This is a genomic window from Paenibacillus sp. VMFN-D1 (assembly GCF_003386155.1).
In the GTDB taxonomy this organism is placed as follows: Bacteria; Bacillota; Bacilli; order Paenibacillales; family Paenibacillaceae; genus Paenibacillus_AQ; species Paenibacillus_AQ favisporus.
Window position 1 is genome coordinate 166,706 of sequence record NZ_QRDU01000002.1, and the last position, 17,435, is coordinate 184,140.

General features: G+C 53.0%; 18 protein-coding genes and 6 tRNA genes. 13 read left to right on the top strand and 11 right to left on the bottom strand.

The features are described from left to right. Positions 1–268: 268 nt before the first annotated feature. Entirely contained in the window at positions 269–2,467 is a 2,199-nt protein-coding gene (locus tag C7820_RS15990) for a Tex family protein (RefSeq protein WP_116232638.1), read from the top strand. Between the two features lie 203 nt (positions 2,468–2,670). Here C7820_RS15990 and C7820_RS15995 read toward each other — a convergent pair whose 3' ends face one another. Next, positions 2,671–3,234: a CGNR zinc finger domain-containing protein gene (locus tag C7820_RS15995; protein ID WP_116231916.1), complete on the bottom strand. Its 564-nt coding sequence runs from the start codon at positions 3,232–3,234 to the stop codon at positions 2,671–2,673. Between the two features lie 151 nt (positions 3,235–3,385). Between C7820_RS15995 and C7820_RS16000 the strand changes: the two genes are divergently transcribed. Beyond that, positions 3,386–3,874: a DinB family protein gene (locus tag C7820_RS16000; protein WP_116231917.1), complete on the top strand. Its 489-nt coding sequence runs from the start codon at positions 3,386–3,388 to the stop codon at positions 3,872–3,874. Positions 3,875–3,980: 106 nt separating this feature from the next. On the opposite strand, the gene cmpA is transcribed toward C7820_RS16000, so the two are convergent. After that, positions 3,981–4,109: a cortex morphogenetic protein CmpA gene (gene cmpA / locus C7820_RS16005; RefSeq protein WP_089549977.1), complete on the bottom strand. Its 129-nt coding sequence runs from the start codon at positions 4,107–4,109 to the stop codon at positions 3,981–3,983. Between the two features lie 209 nt (positions 4,110–4,318). After that, complete coding sequence (locus tag C7820_RS16010; RefSeq protein WP_116231918.1) at positions 4,319–4,672, bottom strand: hydrolase/acyltransferase; 354 nt, start codon at positions 4,670–4,672, stop codon at positions 4,319–4,321. Positions 4,673–4,811: 139 nt separating this feature from the next. On the opposite strand from C7820_RS16010, the gene C7820_RS16015 reads away from it, so the two are divergent. From C7820_RS16015 to C7820_RS16025, 3 genes are all read left to right on the top strand, one after another. Further along, the gene (locus tag C7820_RS16015) at positions 4,812–5,291 is read left to right on the top strand and encodes a SprT family protein (RefSeq protein ID WP_084204161.1); all 480 of its coding nucleotides are present in this window, start codon (positions 4,812–4,814) and stop codon (positions 5,289–5,291) included. Between the two features lie 31 nt (positions 5,292–5,322). Continuing rightward, positions 5,323–5,398: transfer RNA gene (locus C7820_RS16020), tRNA-Asn, on the top strand. Positions 5,399–5,405: 7 nt separating this feature from the next. Beyond that, a tRNA-Ser gene (locus C7820_RS16025) sits at positions 5,406–5,494 on the top strand. Between the two features lie 316 nt (positions 5,495–5,810). On the opposite strand, the gene tlp is transcribed toward C7820_RS16025, so the two are convergent. Continuing rightward, positions 5,811–6,020 (bottom strand): small acid-soluble spore protein Tlp, encoded by a 210-nt coding sequence (tlp, locus tag C7820_RS16030; protein ID WP_076174820.1) that lies wholly within the window; start codon positions 6,018–6,020, stop codon positions 5,811–5,813. 193 nt (positions 6,021–6,213) lie between these two features. Between tlp and C7820_RS16035 the strand changes: the two genes are divergently transcribed. The 6 genes from C7820_RS16035 to C7820_RS16060 all read left to right on the top strand — a co-directional run bounded on the left by C7820_RS16035 (position 6,214) and on the right by C7820_RS16060 (position 8,928). Continuing rightward, positions 6,214–6,288: transfer RNA gene (locus C7820_RS16035), tRNA-Glu, on the top strand. Between the two features lie 195 nt (positions 6,289–6,483). Beyond that, positions 6,484–6,559 (top strand) — tRNA-Lys (locus C7820_RS16040). 31 nt (positions 6,560–6,590) lie between these two features. Then, positions 6,591–6,676, top strand: a tRNA-Leu gene (locus C7820_RS16045). 157 nt (positions 6,677–6,833) lie between these two features. After that, positions 6,834–7,490, top strand: a complete 657-nt coding sequence (locus tag C7820_RS16050; RefSeq protein WP_181909084.1) for a ThuA domain-containing protein — start codon at positions 6,834–6,836, stop codon at positions 7,488–7,490. A gap of 3 nt (positions 7,491–7,493) precedes the next feature. Next, positions 7,494–8,159: an SDR family NAD(P)-dependent oxidoreductase gene (locus tag C7820_RS16055; protein WP_116231920.1), complete on the top strand. Its 666-nt coding sequence runs from the start codon at positions 7,494–7,496 to the stop codon at positions 8,157–8,159. Positions 8,160–8,187: 28 nt separating this feature from the next. Next, entirely contained in the window at positions 8,188–8,928 is a 741-nt protein-coding gene (locus C7820_RS16060; protein ID WP_116231921.1) for an SDR family oxidoreductase, read from the top strand. Between the two features lie 155 nt (positions 8,929–9,083). On the opposite strand, the gene C7820_RS16065 is transcribed toward C7820_RS16060, so the two are convergent. The 5 genes from C7820_RS16065 to C7820_RS16085 all read right to left on the bottom strand — a co-directional run bounded on the left by C7820_RS16065 (position 9,084) and on the right by C7820_RS16085 (position 14,832). Beyond that, positions 9,084–11,036, bottom strand: coding sequence for an amidase family protein (locus tag C7820_RS16065; RefSeq protein ID WP_258875275.1), 1,953 nt, complete (start codon positions 11,034–11,036; stop codon positions 9,084–9,086). A gap of 229 nt (positions 11,037–11,265) precedes the next feature. Continuing rightward, a complete protein-coding gene (locus C7820_RS16070; RefSeq protein WP_116231922.1) occupies positions 11,266–12,105 on the bottom strand; it encodes a helix-turn-helix domain-containing protein in 840 nt (279 codons plus the stop codon). A 297-nt stretch (positions 12,106–12,402) separates the two neighbouring features. Beyond that, complete coding sequence (locus tag C7820_RS16075) at positions 12,403–13,620, bottom strand: MFS transporter (RefSeq protein WP_116231923.1); 1,218 nt, start codon at positions 13,618–13,620, stop codon at positions 12,403–12,405. Positions 13,621–13,629: 9 nt separating this feature from the next. Continuing rightward, a complete protein-coding gene (locus C7820_RS16080; RefSeq protein ID WP_167372902.1) occupies positions 13,630–14,013 on the bottom strand; it encodes a MarR family winged helix-turn-helix transcriptional regulator in 384 nt (127 codons plus the stop codon). A 201-nt stretch (positions 14,014–14,214) separates the two neighbouring features. Further along, complete coding sequence (locus C7820_RS16085; RefSeq protein WP_116231924.1) at positions 14,215–14,832, bottom strand: PAS domain-containing protein; 618 nt, start codon at positions 14,830–14,832, stop codon at positions 14,215–14,217. A gap of 248 nt (positions 14,833–15,080) precedes the next feature. Here C7820_RS16085 and C7820_RS16090 point away from each other — a divergent pair, with 248 nt between their 5' ends. Continuing rightward, positions 15,081–15,437 (top strand): helix-turn-helix domain-containing protein, encoded by a 357-nt coding sequence (locus C7820_RS16090; protein WP_076173486.1) that lies wholly within the window; start codon positions 15,081–15,083, stop codon positions 15,435–15,437. An 89-nt stretch (positions 15,438–15,526) separates the two neighbouring features. Here C7820_RS16090 and C7820_RS16095 read toward each other — a convergent pair whose 3' ends face one another. Beyond that, positions 15,527–16,186: an urease accessory protein UreF gene (locus tag C7820_RS16095; RefSeq protein WP_181909085.1), complete on the bottom strand. Its 660-nt coding sequence runs from the start codon at positions 16,184–16,186 to the stop codon at positions 15,527–15,529. A 253-nt stretch (positions 16,187–16,439) separates the two neighbouring features. On the opposite strand from C7820_RS16095, the gene C7820_RS16100 reads away from it, so the two are divergent. Then, positions 16,440–16,522 (top strand) — tRNA-Leu (locus tag C7820_RS16100). A gap of 144 nt (positions 16,523–16,666) precedes the next feature. On the opposite strand, the gene C7820_RS16105 is transcribed toward C7820_RS16100, so the two are convergent. Beyond that, positions 16,667–17,161 carry a glutathione peroxidase gene (locus tag C7820_RS16105; protein ID WP_089549985.1) on the bottom strand — a complete coding sequence of 165 codons (495 nt, stop codon included), beginning with the start codon at positions 17,159–17,161 and terminating at the stop codon, positions 16,667–16,669. Positions 17,162–17,435: the final 274 nt, after the last annotated feature.

The following is a 17,435-nucleotide window of genomic DNA, read 5'->3' on the forward strand; positions in this document are numbered from 1 at the left end:
TAATCGGACTGGCCGCCAGGCAAGCTGACACTGATACCTATAACGCCGCAGGAAGCCGCCCTGCTGATATAAAATTTTCGGTACGACGGTTTGCGGCAGCAGGCGTTTATAAACCAGACCATTCCGATTTTTCGACTCGGACAAGTCTGTGGACCAATCACATGATGACGAATGAATGTTTTAATGACGACGATGATGAGAGAACGTTTGAATACATGGAAACACAAGTACGAATGGGAAAGAGGGATTTCTTTTGACGGAAAAGGAAATGGTTATCGAACAGAACGGTGAAGTACTGAAGGCACAGGAAAAGGAGCGGATCGTGCATCAGATTGCCAAGGAGCTGCAGCTGTCCCTGAAGCAGATTCGGACGACGGTGGGACTGCTGGATGAAGGCAACACGATTCCGTTTATCGCCCGTTACCGTAAGGAAATGACCGGGGAATTGGACGAGAACCAGCTGCGCGGAATCGAAGAGCGCGTGACTTATCTGCGGAATCTGGAAGAGCGCAAGCGCGAGGTCATCCGGATTATCGATGAGCAGGGGAAATTGACCGGGGAGCTCAAGACGGCGATCGAGAAGGCGGCCAAGCTCCAGGAAGTGGAGGACCTGTACCGTCCGTACCGGCAGAAGCGCAAAACCCGTGCCAGTGTCGCCAAAGAGAAGGGGCTCGAGCCGCTCTCTGAGTGGATCATGGCTCAGCCTAAGCAGGGGGATGTTCATAAGGAAGCCGCTAAATACGTCGATGCGGAAAAGGGTGTGGAAACGGCGGACGATGCGATTTCCGGTGCGATGGACATTCTGGCGGAGAACCTGGCCGACGATGCGACCATCCGGGCCTGGGTGCGGCGTTATACGATGGACCATGGGATGCTGACCTCGGAAGCGAAGGATCCCGAGCAGGAGTCCGTGTACGAGAACTATTACAACTACCGGGAGCTGGCGAAAAAGATGCCGCCTCACCGCATTTTGGCCATTAACCGCGGAGAACGCGAAAATATTCTTAAAGTCGGCCTCGAGGTACAGCCTGAGTCGATCCACAATTTTATGGCGCGTCAGGTCATCAAGGGCAGCTCGACGGTGCAGCCGATTCTCACGGCCGTTATTGAAGATGCTTACAAACGGCTGATCGCCCCTTCCATCGAACGCGAAATCCGCGCTGAGCTGACCGAGAAGGGGGAGAATCAGGCGATTTCGATCTTCTCCGGCAACCTGCGCAGCCTGCTGCTGCAGCCGCCGGTCAAGGGCCGCTGCGTTCTCGGGGTAGACCCGGCCTACCGGACAGGCTGCAAGCTTGCCGTCGTGGACGATACCGGCAAGCTGCTGGAGGTGGCCGTGACATACCCAACGCCGCCGAACAACAAAAAGAAAGAAGCCGCCGCGAAGTTCAACGAGCTGATTAAGAAGTACAGCATCCAGCTTATCGTGATCGGCAACGGTACGGCTTCGCGAGAGACGGAGCAGTTCGTGGCAGAAGTGATCAGCGACATCGGCGTGCCGGATCTGGCTTACCTGATCGTCAACGAGGCTGGAGCAAGCGTGTATTCGGCGTCCAAGCTTGCCCAGGAGGAATTCCCGGATCTTGACGTTGCGGAGCGCAGCGCAGTGTCCATCGCCCGCCGCGTGCAGGACCCGCTGGCTGAGCTTGTAAAGATCGAGCCGAAGGCGATCGGTGTCGGCCAATACCAGCATGACGTCTCCCAGAAGCATTTGGACGAGAGTCTGAAGACCGTTGTCGAATCGGCCGTCAACCATGTCGGTGTCGACGTGAATACCGCTTCACCGTCGCTGCTGTCCTATGTGTCCGGCGTCAACGCGACGACCGCCAAAAACATCGTGAAATACCGCGATTCCAACGGGAAGTTTTTGAGCCGTAAAGAGCTGCAGAACGTGCCGCGGCTGGGAGCTAAAACCTACGAGCAGTGCATCGGATTTATGCGCATCTCCGAGGGCGATAACCCCCTCGACCGCACGCCGATCCACCCGGAATCGTACAAGGTGGTGGACCGTCTGTTCCGCGAGCTTGGTGTCGGCATGGAGAAGCTGGGAACGCCTGAGCTGTCCGAACTGCTGGGGCGTCAGGACGTGGAGAAGCTGGCGGAGGTGCTGGAAGTCGGCGTGCCTACGCTGCGCGACATTCTGGAGAGCCTTCAGCGCCCGGGCCGCGACCCGCGGGAGGAGCTGCCGCTGCCTATTTTCCGGACGGACGTGCTGAAGATCGAGGATTTGACCCCAGGCATGGAGCTGCAGGGCACCGTACGCAACGTCATCGACTTCGGGGCTTTCGTGGACATCGGGATCAAAAGCGACGGTCTCGTCCACATTTCGCAGCTCAGCAGCGGCTATGTCAAGCATCCGATGGACGTGGTGTCCGTCGGCGATAACGTGACAGTGTGGGTGCTGAACGTCGATTTGAAAAAAGGCCGTGTCGGCCTGACGATGCGCAATCCGCATCAGGGAGAATAACTTGATCGTAAGACTTCAAGTGTACAAGATCGGATTATAACCAGATCAGGATTTAAAGGATTTTATAAGATCGGTATATATGGAGTATCGGCCAGCATGGCATACGTTAATGGTTCACGAGCAGCTGCCGGACCCCTTCCCATAGCCCACCCGAAGAATGGAAAAAAATGTTTCCAGTCTTCGGGATTTTGGCGTGTTCGGGTTTAGGTTTGGTTATGGTCTTGTGGGGTCGCTTTCTTCCGTGCCCGGAATCGTCGGACCTTCATCAAATTCCCGCACATTTTGTCATCGCAGTAGCGTTTGGAGCGGTTACGGGTATCGTCATAATAGATCCAGAGGCAGTCCGGATTGTCACAGATCCGGATTCTTGCCGGTTCGCCATTGGCGATCGTCTCGGCAAAAGAAGCGGCGATCTCCGACATGACCTGCTGCCAGTCCCAGCGGACCGGTTTGTTCCCAGTAGATAAGCTGTCTTCGCGGTAGAATAGCTCCCGAATGACGGGGCCGGCGGACATGACCACATTTAGCCTGCCGATCGCCTCGGCGTCAAGGGAAACGCCCTGAACGATGGAGGTGACCATGCCATGGATCAAGGAGCGGAGCTCTTTAAGCTGCTGCAGTTCGTGGGGTTTTGGTTCATCGAGTAATGGCAGCTGCTGCTCCTGCAGCCATGCCTGCAGCCATCCGGGCCGGTCCAACCGGTCCTCGGACTTGCCGCTGCCTCGCCAATCATGCCAGTCACTGTTCAAAAAATCATCCCAAAGCATACGTTATCCTTCCTTTCACGTTCATTGTAACAACTAAATAATTATTTTGCTAGTTACTTGACCGGCAGAAGTAGACTGTGTTAATTTATGGGATGTAACTAATAAATCGATTTTAGTTCGTTACAAAAAACCGGACAGGGAGGATTTATATATGAGCCAAATTCAGGTGCTGCTGCAAAGATGGGATGAATGCTTTGGTCAGGAGGATTGGTATCCGCCGCTTGTACCGGCTTTGGAGGGCGTGACCGCTGAGGAAGCGGCATGGAAGCCGGAAGGGGAAGCCGTCAACTCGATCTGGGAGAACGTGAACCACCTGCTTTATTACAAAGAATATCACCTGCAGCGGATGCGAGGCGAAAACCCTGACTTCAAAGCGTCCAGCAACGATGAGACGTTCAGCAACGTCGAAGATGGAGACGAGGCCTGGCAGAAGACGGTCGATCGTCTCAAACAGGTCCATGGCGAGATCCGAAGCTTCCTGTCCGGTTTGAGCGACAGTGAGCTGAACGCGCCGTTTCCGACCAGACCGCTCGCCAGCCTCATTCACAGCCTCATGATGCATGACGCCTATCATACGGGGCAGATTATTATGCTTCGCAAGCAAAAAGGAAGCTGGCCGGCTTCGAGAAACTCTGAATAGGTAACAGGGAGCAAATCGACTATAGAATCCGACAAAACCAAACGCAAAAAACAGGCGGGTACACGGTACCGGCCTGTTTGCATGGAGCGGGCTCATTTCTAAATATTTATCGGGCGTCCGAGTTTTCTTCCGGGGCGTTTCGGTAGAAGAACCAGCATTCGTTGAGCAGTTTGATCTGGCGTCTGTCTTTTTTATGAAACGCCTTCCTCAGCTGATTACAGAGCCATTGCGGCAAGGGTGATCTCCTCCTCTTGCATTCCGTCTCTACGGTCAGCATATGGGGAGAACGCCCAAAGCGTGCAGGTCTCATTTGAATTTCCCGGGTTCTGCAAGGGGACGGGATTGTATTTTTATAAACGCATCCCATTAAGCATTCCTTCACGTTTCTCCTCGCTGTGATCCCGGTTCAGTTTATGGCTATTTCCGTAATAACGCTGCGGCCGTCTAGCCCTCCGCTTCCTCCTCATACCACTGTTCCAGTTGGGCTTGAAGGGCACGGATTTCGGTGAGCAGGGCGATGAGGGGATAGCTCTGTTCATCAATCGAAGCAAAGGACTGCTCCAGTTCGTTGATGTACGCAAGCCCGTCCTGAATTTGCAGATGTTCCTGCAGCAGATCCAACTGATCGCATTCCGCCACGGCGAGCGGCAGCTCCGGGACGACGGAGGCCGTCAATTTGTCTATTTCCTTATTGAGGCGCAGGTTCAGCGCGCTGAGCTGGTAAGCGTAATCGGCGGGCATTTCCACAAAAAAGAGGTCGGCATTTTTCTGTAAAATTACATATCTCATCTTCGGCATAAGGCGCAAAAATCTCCCTCCATAACATTCTACTTGTCAGTGTAGCGTATGGGGAAGTTATAATTCAAGAGAATGTTTCTTTCGGGACAACCGCCCCGAAGACCGTCAAATTCAGTCAGAGGAGGACCTCATGGACGTCATGAGCAATGAAGAGCTGCAAGCTTGGGTGGAGCGGATTTCGGAGGAAAGCTTCGGCCTGCCTTTCAGGCACCGGGCCACGTTCAACCGGAGATTATCCACAACGGGCGGGCGCTATTTTATGAAAAGCCATCATATCGAAATCAATCCCCATCAGCTCGAAGCGAACGGGCGGGAGGAAGTGGAAAAGATCATCAAGCATGAGCTGTGCCATTACCATTTGCACTTGACGGGAAGGGGATACAAACACCGGGATCCGGATTTTAAAATGCTGCTGCAGCAGGTCGGGGGAAGCCGTTACTGCCAGTCGCTGCCTTCGGCGCGCGAGCGTAAGGTGCAGCCTTATCGGTACCAGCTGGTGTGCCGCCAGTGCGGGATGGTGTACCTGCGCAAACGCAAGGTCGATCCCCGCCGTTACCGGTGCGGGAAATGCGCTGGAAATCTTCGCTTGAACAAGCTTGACTCCGCTACAAAATCATGATAAATTATTTGGTGTTACCATATAACAACGTTCCCTGATAGCTCAGTTGGTAGAGCACTCGACTGTTAATCGAGTTGTCACAGGTTCGAGTCCTGTTCGGGGAGCCAGTTTCTTGGAGAGATACCCAAGTGGCTATAAGGGGACCCTCTGCTAAGGGGTTAGACTGCGTAAGCGGTGCGAGGGTTCGAATCCCTCTCTCTCCGTTTTGAAATACTTCGTAAGAAAGCTCCCACCGCCTTTGCGGCTGGGGGCTTTTTGGTGTAAAAGGGATGAGAACCCTCGGGGGAGGGGGCGTCGGAGCATAAGCTTCGGGAGGATCGGCATCGCAGTCTCGAACGAAGTGAGAGTATCCCTCTCTCTCCGTTTTGGAATACTTCGTAAGAAAGCTCCCACCGCCTTTGCGGCTGGGGGCTTTTTGGTGTAAAGGGATGAGAACCCTCGGGGGAGGGTTCGTCGGAGCAACAAAACAACCCCCATCCATCATTGGACAGGGGGCTGTTTGGGCGAATCCTAAAAGCTTTATTTTTCGTCTTCGTACTCTTCCCGCATGCCTTCAATCGCTCTTTCGCGCTTGGCGTTTTTGTGCTGAAGGTTGTGTACTTCCTGACCGGAAATTTCCTCGGCGTGTTCGGCCAAATAATCGTTGGTTTCGTTAATGTTGTCCTGCGTGTTGATAATGGCGGTTTTGATCTTTTCCGCGTTATCAGAACGGTCGTCTGGTTTAGCCATTGATTTTGTCTCCTTGTCGTGTGTTGATGTCATTGACGTGTATAGGATGCCAAATAAGGGATGAATTTATGCCCGGGAATAGGAGAGAAGTGGCAGCGACACTTTTTTTAAAAATATTACAAAAAGGGCTTGCCAACCTTTTTTGTTCTATGCTATACTCAATCTTGTCGTCAAGAAAGTGATGTTACGATATGGCCCGTTGGTCAAGGGGTTAAGACACCTCCCTTTCACGGAGGTAACATGGGTTCGAATCCCATACGGGTCACCACTTTCATTGCTTGCAACAGGGGATGAGAACCCAAGACGGGTTCGTCGAAGCGCTGCATCGTTAGGATCAGCTTCGCAGTCTCGAACGAAGTGAGAGTATCCCATACGGGTCACCACTTTCATTGCTTGCAGGTGAATAAGAATTCCGATATCTGTACCATCTATGCTTATGGGCGCACAGGTTGTGGATCATCGAGAGCCATTAGCTCAGTTGGTAGAGCACCTGACTTTTAATCAGGGTGTCGAAGGTTCGAGTCCTTCATGGCTCACCAGTTTTTTAAAATAGAAGTTCCCTTTAAACGTGCGGTAGTGGTGGAATGGCAGACACGCTATCTTGAGGGGGTAGTGGGCGTACGCCCGTGGAGGTTCGAGTCCTCTCTACCGCACCATAATTTGACTAATGACAATCCTTGCGAATAGCAAGGATTTTTTTGTTATATCCGCATTTTGCATGATCGGACCTGGAACCGGGTTGCGTGGCAAACGGGTTTCTGGAATACTAGGATTAATATAACTTTGCAAACGCTGTCAAGGGAGGGGAGCATCGTGAACATACTCGTATTATGCGACGATCAATGGCATCCGGCCGATGTAGTGAAGGGTGGGTTGGAGCCGCTTCGGTCAGGCGGGTTCAATTTTCATTACATTTTGGAAACCGATGCCGAATGGCAGGACTCGCTGGAAAGGTTGCTTACGGAATATGACTTGCTGATCTTGGCGAAATCCAATCGGGTCTCCGCGGTAAAAGAGCAACCGTGGCTCACAGCCCAAACCGGTGGTCTGCTGCAGCGTTACGTCAGCGGGGGTGGCGGTCTGCTCGTTCTGCACTCCGGTACGGTAGGTTACCGGGACATAGAGGACGTGCGCGGGCTGGTCGGAGGAGTCTTTCATCACCATCCGGAGCAGTGTCCGGTCACGGTCGAGCCTGTACAAGAAACGGAGATTACCCGGGGAGTCCACGCCTTCACGTTGCAAGACGAGCACTATTTTATGGATATGACCGACCTGAGTGACGTGAATATATTTATGGTGACCCGGTCGGAACATGGGGAGCAGCCGGGCGGATGGACCCGAACGGAAGGCGGGGGAAGGGTTTGCGTGCTGACACCCGGCCACAATTTGGCGGTTTGGCTGTATCCGGGCTACCAGCAGCTGCTGCGGCAAGCATTGACGTGGACCGCATCAGCGCCGAAAGGAGAATAAATCATGGACCAGGTTGTTTTGATTACGGAAGTTCACCGTCCGTGGGAATGCGCACTAGTTCAGGAATTTGCCAAAAAGGGATGGCACGTCATGGGGTGCAGTCCCGTTCCCGAAGAGGAATTTCAGGACGCCTTGGATACGGATAAAATACATATCTTCACGATGGATACAAGGTCCAGAGAATCGGTGCGGCAGGCAGTCCGGCGGATTCAGGAGCATACCAGCCGGGTGGATCTGCTCGTTTGCGGAACGGCATCCAGCCAGGGGAGGGAGGCGGCCGGAATCGCCAATATGTCGGCGGATCTCGTATTGGAAGATTACCGGGCGAATACGCTAGGTCCGATTCGTGTCATCGAGGCGTGCCTGCCTCTTATGGATAACGGGCTGCGAAGAATTGCGCTGCTGTCCGATGTCCAGGGCAGTTTGGGGCTTGGCCTTTCGGGGGCAGGGACAGGATATGCGATGTCCAAAGCTGCGCTGCATATGGCGTACACTATGCTGCATGGGGATCTGAGCGGCGAGGGCTTCACGTTCCGGCTGTTTGAGCCTGGATCGGAGCTTGAAACGGGGGCTTCGGCTGAAGCGGCGGCTGCTTATTTTACCGGGGCCAGGGAGGATGAAGAGCGGGTAGTTATGCTGGATTGGCGGGGACAGGAGATTCCTTTATAACGGGCTTTAAAAAAGGAGGTGCTTACGGATGAGCAGGAGCAGAGTTGCCGTTGTTACAGGCGCGGACCGGGGATTGGGACTTGGCATAACAAAAAGGCTGCTGGAGCTGGGCTGGGACGTTTTTGCCGGGAGTTACCTGGCGGATTGGCCGGAATTGACGGAGCTTAGACAGAAAGAGCCGAAGCGGCTGCATATCATTCCGCTGGACGTAGCCAGCGATGAGAGCGTTCAGGCGGCCAGCCGGGCGGTTGGGGGCAAGACTGATCGGGTGGATGTGCTGATCAATAATGCGGGGATCGCCACACGTTACCCCAGAACGATTCATGAAGAGCAGGTCGAGGAGGAGTTGCTGCGAATTTACAACGTTAACGCGGTTGGACCCATGCGGATGGCGCAGGCGTTTGTGCCGCTGCTGAGAGCGGGGTCCGGAAAGCGAATGTGCTTCGTGTCCTCGGAAGCGGGGAGCATCAACCGCAGCTTTCGCGATAACTGGTACGGGTACTGTATGTCCAAAACTGCGCTGAACCGGGGAGTTCAATGCCTGTTTGACGAACTCCGTCCCGAAGGCTTTACCTTTCGTCTGTACCATCCGGGCTGGGTCAGATCCTATATGTCGGGTGAGCTGAATACCGAAGGTGACCTGGATGCCGATGATGCGGCGCGCATGGCTGTGGCCTATTTTCTGCGGGACCGCTATGAAGGACCAGGGATTCAGGAAGAGGACCGGCTGGTCATGAGGGACTGGCTGGGCCGGGAGTGGCCGTGGTAGGAAGCTGATATGGAAAAAGGAAAAAGCGCACCTTGCGGCACGCTGAAAGGGTCGGACCTGATTGGGGTGTCCGCCCGGACAGGCAGCCGGGTGGTGCGCTTTTTTGAAAGTGATTTTTAGAAGGTACGCCGGATAGATGATTTTCTTGGGTGTCCTTAAGGCGTCGTCTGCGGTGCCACGCGGTGGTGAGTGTGCTGCTCAAAGCTGTACGCCAGCTTGATCAGCTCCGGCTCGCTGAAGGCTCTGCCGAAGAAATCGATGCCGACCGGCAGATGGTCGCTGGTGAAGCCGGCCGGTACGGTGACCGTCGGCCAGCCGGTGAAGGAGCTGAGTTTGAAGGCGTCGCCCGCCACCTGCTCCTGGCCGATTTTCACGGCTGTTTTGGAGGAGGTCGGGAAGATAAGGGCATCCAGATGGTTGTCCGCCATCATTTTGAGGACCGCTTCCTGTACGTATTTGGTGCGGAACAGGACGATGTCCTTGTACTCCTGGGCATCCAGCGATTCACGGTTGTTGCGGTCGATCAGGGCTTTTTCAATCGACGGGTCGTATTTGCCCGAAGCGATCAGCTCGTCCAAAGACTTGTAAGGCGTAGCGTCGCCGAGGGACTTCAGGTAGTCGTTGAATTGGAACTTGAACTCCCAGGCGCTTAGGCTTCCGTATTTATTGATGAGATCGAAGTTCGGAATTTTGACGTTGTCCACCATCGTAGCCCCGGCTGTTTTCATTTCTTCGATAGCCTGGGACACGACTGCGTTGACCTGGGCGTCGTCTCCGAATACCTCGCGGACGATGCCGATCCGTGCTCCTTTGAGGCCGTCCTTATCCAGATAATCCGTATAATCCTTCGGCACGAAGCCGACGCTCTTCGCGGTGGCGATGTCCTTCGGGTCATAGCCGGCCGTCGCGTTCAATATGAAGGCGGCGTCTTCCACGGTACGGGCGATCGGGCCGCCGGTATCCTGCGTCAGGGCAAGCGGAGCGATGCCGTAGCGGCTCGACAAGCCGACCGTCGGACGAATGCCGACCAGGCTGTTGAACGAGGAAGGAATCCGGATCGATCCGCCGGTGTCGGTACCCATGCCTACGGCGGCCAGATTCGCGGCTACCGCGGCTGCGGTTCCGCCGCTGGATCCGCCGGGCACGCGGGTCGGGTCATAAGGGTTCAGCGTCTGCCCGCCCAATGAGCTGACGGTTGTATAGCCAAAAGCGAACTCATGCAGGTTAGCTTTGCCGATAATGATTGCCCCGGCATCGCGCAGCTCCTTGACTTGTGTGGCATCCTCCGGAGGGATGACATCCTTTAAGCCGATATTCCCGGAAGAGGTCGGCATGTCGGACGTGTTGTAGTTGTCTTTGACGATCACCGGAATCCCGTGCAGCGGGCTGCGTTCCCCTTTGGCTGCGCGCTCGGCGTCCAGCTGCTTCGCCGTTTCCAGCGCCTTATCGTTCAAGGTAATGATGCTGTTCAGCTTCGGACCCTGATCATCGTACTTCGCGATCCGGTCCAAATACTGCTGGACAAGTTCCTCTGAGGTCAGGCGGCCGGTTTCCATCGCCTTTTGCATCTCTGCAATGGTCGCTTCCGTCAGCTTGAATGGCTGCAAATATTGATACAGGCGGTAGATGATCGTGGCGGCTTCCCGGTGCGTCAGCGGCTTGCCGTATCCGAAAGTTTGGGAGGAGCTGCCCTGCATGAGGCCGGCGGTATAGACATTGGCGATGGCTTTGCTGTAAGGGCTGCCTCCGGCAATGTCTTGGTAGCCTGCGGAAGCGGCGTAAGGGACATGGATGACGGAATCCAGCAGTGCGGCGGCCTTTTCGCGTGTCAATGCACCGCTAATATTGGAACCGAATGGGCTTACCGTCGTCCCGGCTTCTTCGGCAGCGAGCTTCATTGCTTTGGCAAACTCTGCGGCGGTAATCGGTTTGCTGCTGGCGGTAAGGGAGGTCAGAGATTTGGGCATCCAGCTCTGGGACAGTGCATCGGCCGTCTCACCGCTTAGAGCTGCTGCGGAAGCGGCTGGTGAGGCAAAGGCCAGCGTCGGGGTCAGCGATAAAGCTGAAACGATTAAAACCGTGAATAGATTGCTCTTAAAACTCTTCAAGTCGTTCTCCTCCAATACAGCGTTATGTATTCTGACTTTGTGGCGGAAGGAAGGCATCGTTTGAAATTTCCGCGGGAGAAACTTCGCAGGATGGAGGACGAACCCGCAGAAACTGGGGATAAACGAACGCCTTCACTCCGTCATTGGAGTCTATTATATTGAAGAAGAGTTAACATGAATTGTATAAAACGGAAGTCGTGTCAGGAAAGTTTACGCAATGATAACTAGATTACGATTTCCGCAGGAGCTGCACCATCCAGCGGGTTGGGCATTCGCTGCTGAATTTTTTGAACTCGTGGATAAAGTGGGCCTGGTCGTAATAGCCGTACTCTGAAATAATGTCATTAAAAGCCGCCCGCGACGGAAGCAGCAGTCTGCCCACGGCCGATTGATACCGGATGATTTGGCAGAACAGCTTGGGAGGTAGGCCGATGTACGACTCGAACAGGGAACGAAAACTCCGTGTTGAACAGTCCATGGCTGTAGAGAGCTCGGTTATGCTGATATTGCCGCAGGACTGAAAAATAAGCCGGATGGCCTGATAAAAGTGCGATGGTACAGAAGTGGCAGTACATGGCCCGGAATGAAGCAGCTTACGGAAGCCGCTGTGGAAACTGGATATTCTGCGATGAAAAGAGGCGTCTTCCTGCTGGATTTGCTGCATGGCGGCGGCTGGAATGGATAAGGCGCGATCCAGCGGCGAGGACCGGTCCGCCAATTCTTTTAGCGGAATTTTAAAAGCAGGAGCGAGGGGGACGGGAAGCAGCCGGACACCGAAGTATAACGTGCCTGGACGAAACGGCACCTCACGGCGGCAAAGGACGCTGCCGAGAAGCAAGGAATCGGTAGGGGAGCCTCCGACCGGGAACAACATATCAACATGTCCCCCGGGCAGCACGGGGCAGCGTCCTGAGTGGCCGCATGGGACCGAGAATTGGTAGAACAGGACAGGCAGCGGAGTGTCTGGTAATAAGTCGCAATGCTCTGTGTAATCGGTAAAATGCTTGGCAAAGCCCGGCTGAACGGGCATAAACGTCTCGAAGGCAGTGGATGCGGCCGGCATGTTCATCGTAATCTCTCCCCCGGAATTGGAATAGGAATATGGCTTATGGTAGATAATATGACTATTTTACTCCTTGATTGATAGATTTGGAAGTATATTTAACATTTCAAGTAATAGAATATTACATTGAATTATGAAGTGATTTTCAATGATGCATTGGGAGAGCCACTAGTGGAACCAGAACAACTACAGGGAGTAGGTGATGTGTGGGGCCGGGGGCATATGGCTGTGATTGTAAAAGAAATCAAAAGCACCCTTCTGCCAGGTGCAGAAAGGTGCTGAATCGATCAAGCCCAAGGGGCTTTATACGGTTGTGGACGTTCCGGTATCGCGGTTTGGCATGTTGTTGTTCTTGGCCCGTTTCGCAAGATAGAACGCGTATACCATGATGAACAGGACGAGGAACAAGGATGCGTAACGGTACATTGCCCCGTAAGTCGAGTATTGGGCGATCTGGCCCAAAATCATGGCTCCAACGGCGATGCCAAGGTCCAGCGAGTTGAAATACATACTGTTGGCGAGCCCCTGCTTTTGCGGAGGAACCTGCTGCAGCATCCAAGATTGAAGGGTCGGCTGAACCGTACCGAATCCGAGGCCGTAACACAAGGCAGCCAGGGCTAAAAATCCGGTGGTATGGGCATAAGACAGCAGCCATAGCCCTCCAATGAGCAGCACCGCCGACGGAATGAGCAGGGCGATATGTCCCTTGCGGTCGTAGATTTTGCCCGAGATGGGCCGAATCAGCACGACGGCGACCGCATTGAACAGAAAGAACAGCGATGCGTTCGCGAGGCTGGCCTCTTTTCCGAACAAATTAATAAAACTGAGCAGTCCGCCATAGGTAATGGACATCAGCAGGTTCATCAGGCTGGGCAGAAGGAGCGCTTTCGGAAAGCCCTGCTTCTGGGGCACCGCCGTAAATTCTTTTGGAATGGCCGGGGCGGCCGGCGTTACCTTTTTGGTCAGCGGAATGACCAGCGGGAAGATCAGGGCAATAACGATTAGCGTAGCATATACCAGCGTGTCGAACCCTTTGTTCTCCAGAAGCGCCGTCCCGATAACAGGTCCAAGCGAAAGGGCGATGCTTGTCGACAGTCCGAAATAGCCCATGCCCTCGCCCAGCCTGCGGACCGGTATAATACCGGATGCCATCGTAGGCAGCGTCGTGCTGCCCATGCCGAAGCCCACGCCGAACACGATCCGCATCAGCAGCAGCAGTGCCATCGTGCCGCTCCACAGGTAACCGAAGGTGGCGAGCAGCGCTAAGGCAAGGCCGATATATAAGATTTGATTACGGATGCCTCTCTCCAAAGCCTTGGCAGAATACAGGCGCGCCACGATCGCAGCCAGCGAGAACAGGGTCGTAAACATGCTGACCATGAAGGCGCTGGCGTGAAAATGTTCTTTTACATAGCCGGACAGAGGGGATACGATCATTTGCAAATTTAAAAATAACAGCAGGTTGCACAGCGTAAGCATAATAAACTCACGTGTCCACAGTTTCTCTCGGGTGTCGTTCATAGGTGACTCCTACTCCATTAAAATTCGATCTATATTTTTATTGATTTGATCCATGATGCGGTTCAGTGACTCCAATTGCTCGTCCGTAATGCCGGCGATCAGCTCGTCATTAAGCTTCAGCTCCATCGGGATCGTTTCTTTCATCAGCTCCTGCACGGCTGGCGTGGCGTAGATTAAATAAGCCCGGCGGTCGGCCGGATCCGGCTTGCGCTGAATCAGTTCTTTCTTGTCCAGCACATCGAGAATGCGGGTGATGGAGGGCTGGTCTTTGCCGGAACGAAGCGCGAGTTCCTTCTGGTTAATCCCTTCCTGGAGGTGAACCTGGTACAGTACGGACCATTGCTCGGGTGTGATGCCGTAAGGTTTAAGCAGGCCTGCAAAAATAGAAGACATTCTGCGGGACATATTTCCGTATCGGAAACCGATCGTTTGGGACGAAGATGAGAAGCGGGTCAGGGAAAACACTCCTTCAAAATATAATTGTCATAACAATTATATGGATATGAACAAAGAACGTCAACGAAAAAAACTGCGGCGCGTTGACGATGATTTTGAAGAAGTGTTTGGTTGGGGAAGAGACTGGAGGTAGTACAGCTACTGGTGAGTAGGTGTGTCCAATATGGACGAGTACTTGGGATACAGCCGCCGTATGCAGTCCGGGCAAATATCGTGCGTGAATTCGGTGTGGGCATGCTTTTGCAAAAAACTCTCGATGGAATTCCACAAGTCATCGTCATCGCGAATTCGTTTGCAGACAGCGCAAATGGGCAGCAATCCGCGTAGAGTGCGGATCTGGGATAAGGCGGTCATCAAGTCGTTCTCGAGCTGCTTGCTTCGGCTGATATCCGACAGGCAGACGATCATTCCCTGGGGTTCCTCCCTGGCGCCGTTCCGGAGTGGGAAAGCCTCGATTTGAAACCAGCGGGAGGGCTGGATGCAGCTCGACCGGAATTCGTTCCTGTAGTATGTAGAAATACCCTGCAAAACCGCCTGGAGTCTGTCCAGGTCTTGTTCGTCTTCTCCTGAAAGGGCGTCGGCGATTTGCATAAAATTAATACCAACCCAGTTAAAGGATTGGGGGACGCCTTCGTCATATGCGCTTTGAATCCAGGCGTGGTTCACTGAAATGATAACTCCTCCGGCATCCACGACGGCAATACATTGCCTCATGGCATGGATCAATTCATGATAAGAAATGTCGAGTGTGTGCAAAAGCGGTCGCTCCCTGTCTTGGTATTGGTCATAAGCGGGCCCGAATCGCGTTGGAAAGGTAATGTCAGATATGAAGTGAATGATTGCAGGGCGGTTGGATTAGAAAAGGGACTAATGATACAATAAGAGCCATAGGTATGGAAATTCCTAATATAAAGAATACTATACACGTTTTTGCGTCATATTTCAAGCGTAAAATTACTTAAATGCGTCGTTTTTTTTGCGACATGACTGGAAGGCGGTTTTTTATGCAATCCATTTACGGACGTATTGAGGCATTGATTAAGCAGAAGGGGATGACCAAAAAGTCGTTTTGCGAGCAGCTTAATATCAGCACGGGGAATTTCGGAGATTGGAAAAGGGGGAAGTCCACCCCGAGCACCAATAAATTGATCGAAATTTCGAGCTTTTTCGGCGTCAGCCTTGATTGGCTGATTCTGGGTAAGGAACCGGGGCCGTATATGGTGAAAGAGCAGCAGGATCCTTATTTGTGGGAAAACGGAAGGCAGTTAAACGAAATGCCGCTATCCGATCACGAGAAGGAGTTTATCAAGGAGTACATCAAGTTTGTGGAATACCGGAAGAACCAGTCCCGCGATCAGTAAGATGAAGGTCAAGTACATACATGGGAACAGAAAAGGCACTTCGCTGCGGCAGGGCAGAGCGGAGTGCCTTTGTGGTGTTGTTAAAGAGATCACGAGGCGATATGGGAGTCGTTCTCTTGGATATTGAAAAGGTCTGTGGGCAGGGAGTCTTTCTCCGCTGTCCATGCGCGCTCCATTTCAGCCGTCCATTTGCCGGCCAACGCTTTGGCGTCGTGAGGCGGAATGCTCAGCGAGCGGGCAGCGAGCTGGATGCATGTGCAGACCGCAGATTGCATATAGCCATAAACGGTGTGGTCGCGGCTGGACCCGAGCTGATAGTTGACATAGGCATGCGCCGTGGCCAGGCAGACGGGAGACAGCTCCTTCTGCGCGAGTTCGTCAAGAACCTTTAGATTGAGCCAGGGGTACAGAGCCTGGGCCAGTTTCAAAAGTCTTCTGCCCCGTTGGCGCACCGCTTCATCATTTTCATGGGCAGCGATTCTTCCGAGGATGTACCGGTCAATCCGGGCGATCTGACGGATATCCCGTTGGTCGGCAGCTGCGTAAATCGCCAGAATGGCCGCGCCGTCTTGGCGGACCAAACGATTCATCATCGGATGAAGGATGAACCCTTCCAGCTCTTCCTGGCTCTGGATGCGCCCTTCTGCAATCCGGGTTTGGAGGTCGAACACATGGCTGAAGCCTCCGACCGACAAGTCGTTATCCAGCGTTTGCACGTAATCGAGCAGTTTGGTGCTTTTGTCGTTCAACGCGGTCACCTCCATTTTGTTGTGGTAATAAATATTACATGAATTGCGAAGTTAAATCATCGATCACTATTATTTGTAAGTTAATATTACATAAATATTGTGATTTGTCAATGTTAGGGCGACTTAATCACTGTTTTTGTTGTTTTATGTGTTATATAATATTACATGGATGGTGTTTTAATGTATTTCCCTTTACAATTCGGATGATTTTGTGTATAATAAAAAAGTTCGCTAAATGAACTTTGGATATTATGCGGTAGTGGTGGAATGGCAGACACGCTATCTTGAGGGGGTAGTGGGCGTACGCCCGTGGAGGTTCGAGTCCTCTCTACCGCATCTATGAACACAGAAAGAAGCTTCCTTGGAGAAATCCAGGGGAGCTTCTTTTTTTGCTTATTGCATTTTCGTATATTTCGGGGTCCCGCAAAGCTAGTGAATTCGGATCGCAGCAAGTAGCGTTATTTTGTAGGGCTGATTTGCCTATTCGCTTTTTCCGGATGCAAGCAGCTTACGGATGTCGTTTTCGATTTTGTCCGGTGTCGTTTTGGGCGCGTAACGCTTGATGACCCTGCCCTTGGAATCGACCAGGAACTTGGTAAAGTTCCACTTGACCGCTTTCGATCCGAGCACACCCGGCGCTTCCCGGGTCAGGTATTGAAACAGTGGATGGGCGTTGCTGCCCTTGACGTCGATCTTCTCAAACATCGGGAACGTGACCCCGTAATTCATCTGGCAGAATTCGCCGATCTCCTCGCTGGTACCCGGCTCCTGATTGGCAAACTGGTTGCTCGGAAAGCCGAGAATTTGAAAATGATGGTCGCGGAACTCGTCGTACAGCTCCTGCAGCCCGCGAAACTGCGGCGTAAATCCGCATTTGCTGGCCGTGTTCACGATCAGCAGCACGTCACCTTCATATTCCTTTAACGATACCTCTTTGCCGCGCAGCGTGTTCACTTGAAAATCATAGACGCTCACTGCCATCCTCCTCCTTTTGTACTGCTATGAATCATCATCCAGCCGAAGCATTTACCAAGCACACAATTTAATTTTAAACGATTGAACTGTAAAGTCAATGCGGATATTCCTGCGAGCCAGTGTCCCCGAATGACCTGGATTCCATAAATGCGTCAAATCGGGAGCATGGAAGAGGTAGAAGTCAAAAAGCCAAAATGTAAGCGCTAATAAGGTCCTGAATGTTCCAAAATTCGCGGTTCATGATTTTTAGACTGCCTTTACAGCTTGGAAGGAG

Coding starts and splice junctions, on each gene's coding strand:
- C7820_RS15990 (WP_116232638.1), top strand. CDS start 269: ATGGTTATCGAACAGAACGGTGAAGTACTGAAGGCACAGGAAAAGGAG.
- C7820_RS15995 (WP_116231916.1), bottom strand. CDS start 3,234: ATGCTTTGGGATGATTTTTTGAACAGTGACTGGCATGATTGGCGAGGC.
- C7820_RS16000 (WP_116231917.1), top strand. CDS start 3,386: ATGAGCCAAATTCAGGTGCTGCTGCAAAGATGGGATGAATGCTTTGGT.
- C7820_RS16010 (WP_116231918.1), bottom strand. CDS start 4,672: ATGCCGAAGATGAGATATGTAATTTTACAGAAAAATGCCGACCTCTTT.
- C7820_RS16015 (WP_084204161.1), top strand. CDS start 4,812: ATGAGCAATGAAGAGCTGCAAGCTTGGGTGGAGCGGATTTCGGAGGAA.
- tlp (WP_076174820.1), bottom strand. CDS start 6,020: ATGGCTAAACCAGACGACCGTTCTGATAACGCGGAAAAGATCAAAACC.
- C7820_RS16055 (WP_116231920.1), top strand. CDS start 7,494: ATGGACCAGGTTGTTTTGATTACGGAAGTTCACCGTCCGTGGGAATGC.
- C7820_RS16060 (WP_116231921.1), top strand. CDS start 8,188: ATGAGCAGGAGCAGAGTTGCCGTTGTTACAGGCGCGGACCGGGGATTG.
- C7820_RS16070 (WP_116231922.1), bottom strand. CDS start 12,105: ATGAACATGCCGGCCGCATCCACTGCCTTCGAGACGTTTATGCCCGTT.
- C7820_RS16075 (WP_116231923.1), bottom strand. CDS start 13,620: ATGAACGACACCCGAGAGAAACTGTGGACACGTGAGTTTATTATGCTT.
- C7820_RS16080 (WP_167372902.1), bottom strand. CDS start 14,013: ATGTCTTCTATTTTTGCAGGCCTGCTTAAACCTTACGGCATCACACCC.
- C7820_RS16090 (WP_076173486.1), top strand. CDS start 15,081: ATGCAATCCATTTACGGACGTATTGAGGCATTGATTAAGCAGAAGGGG.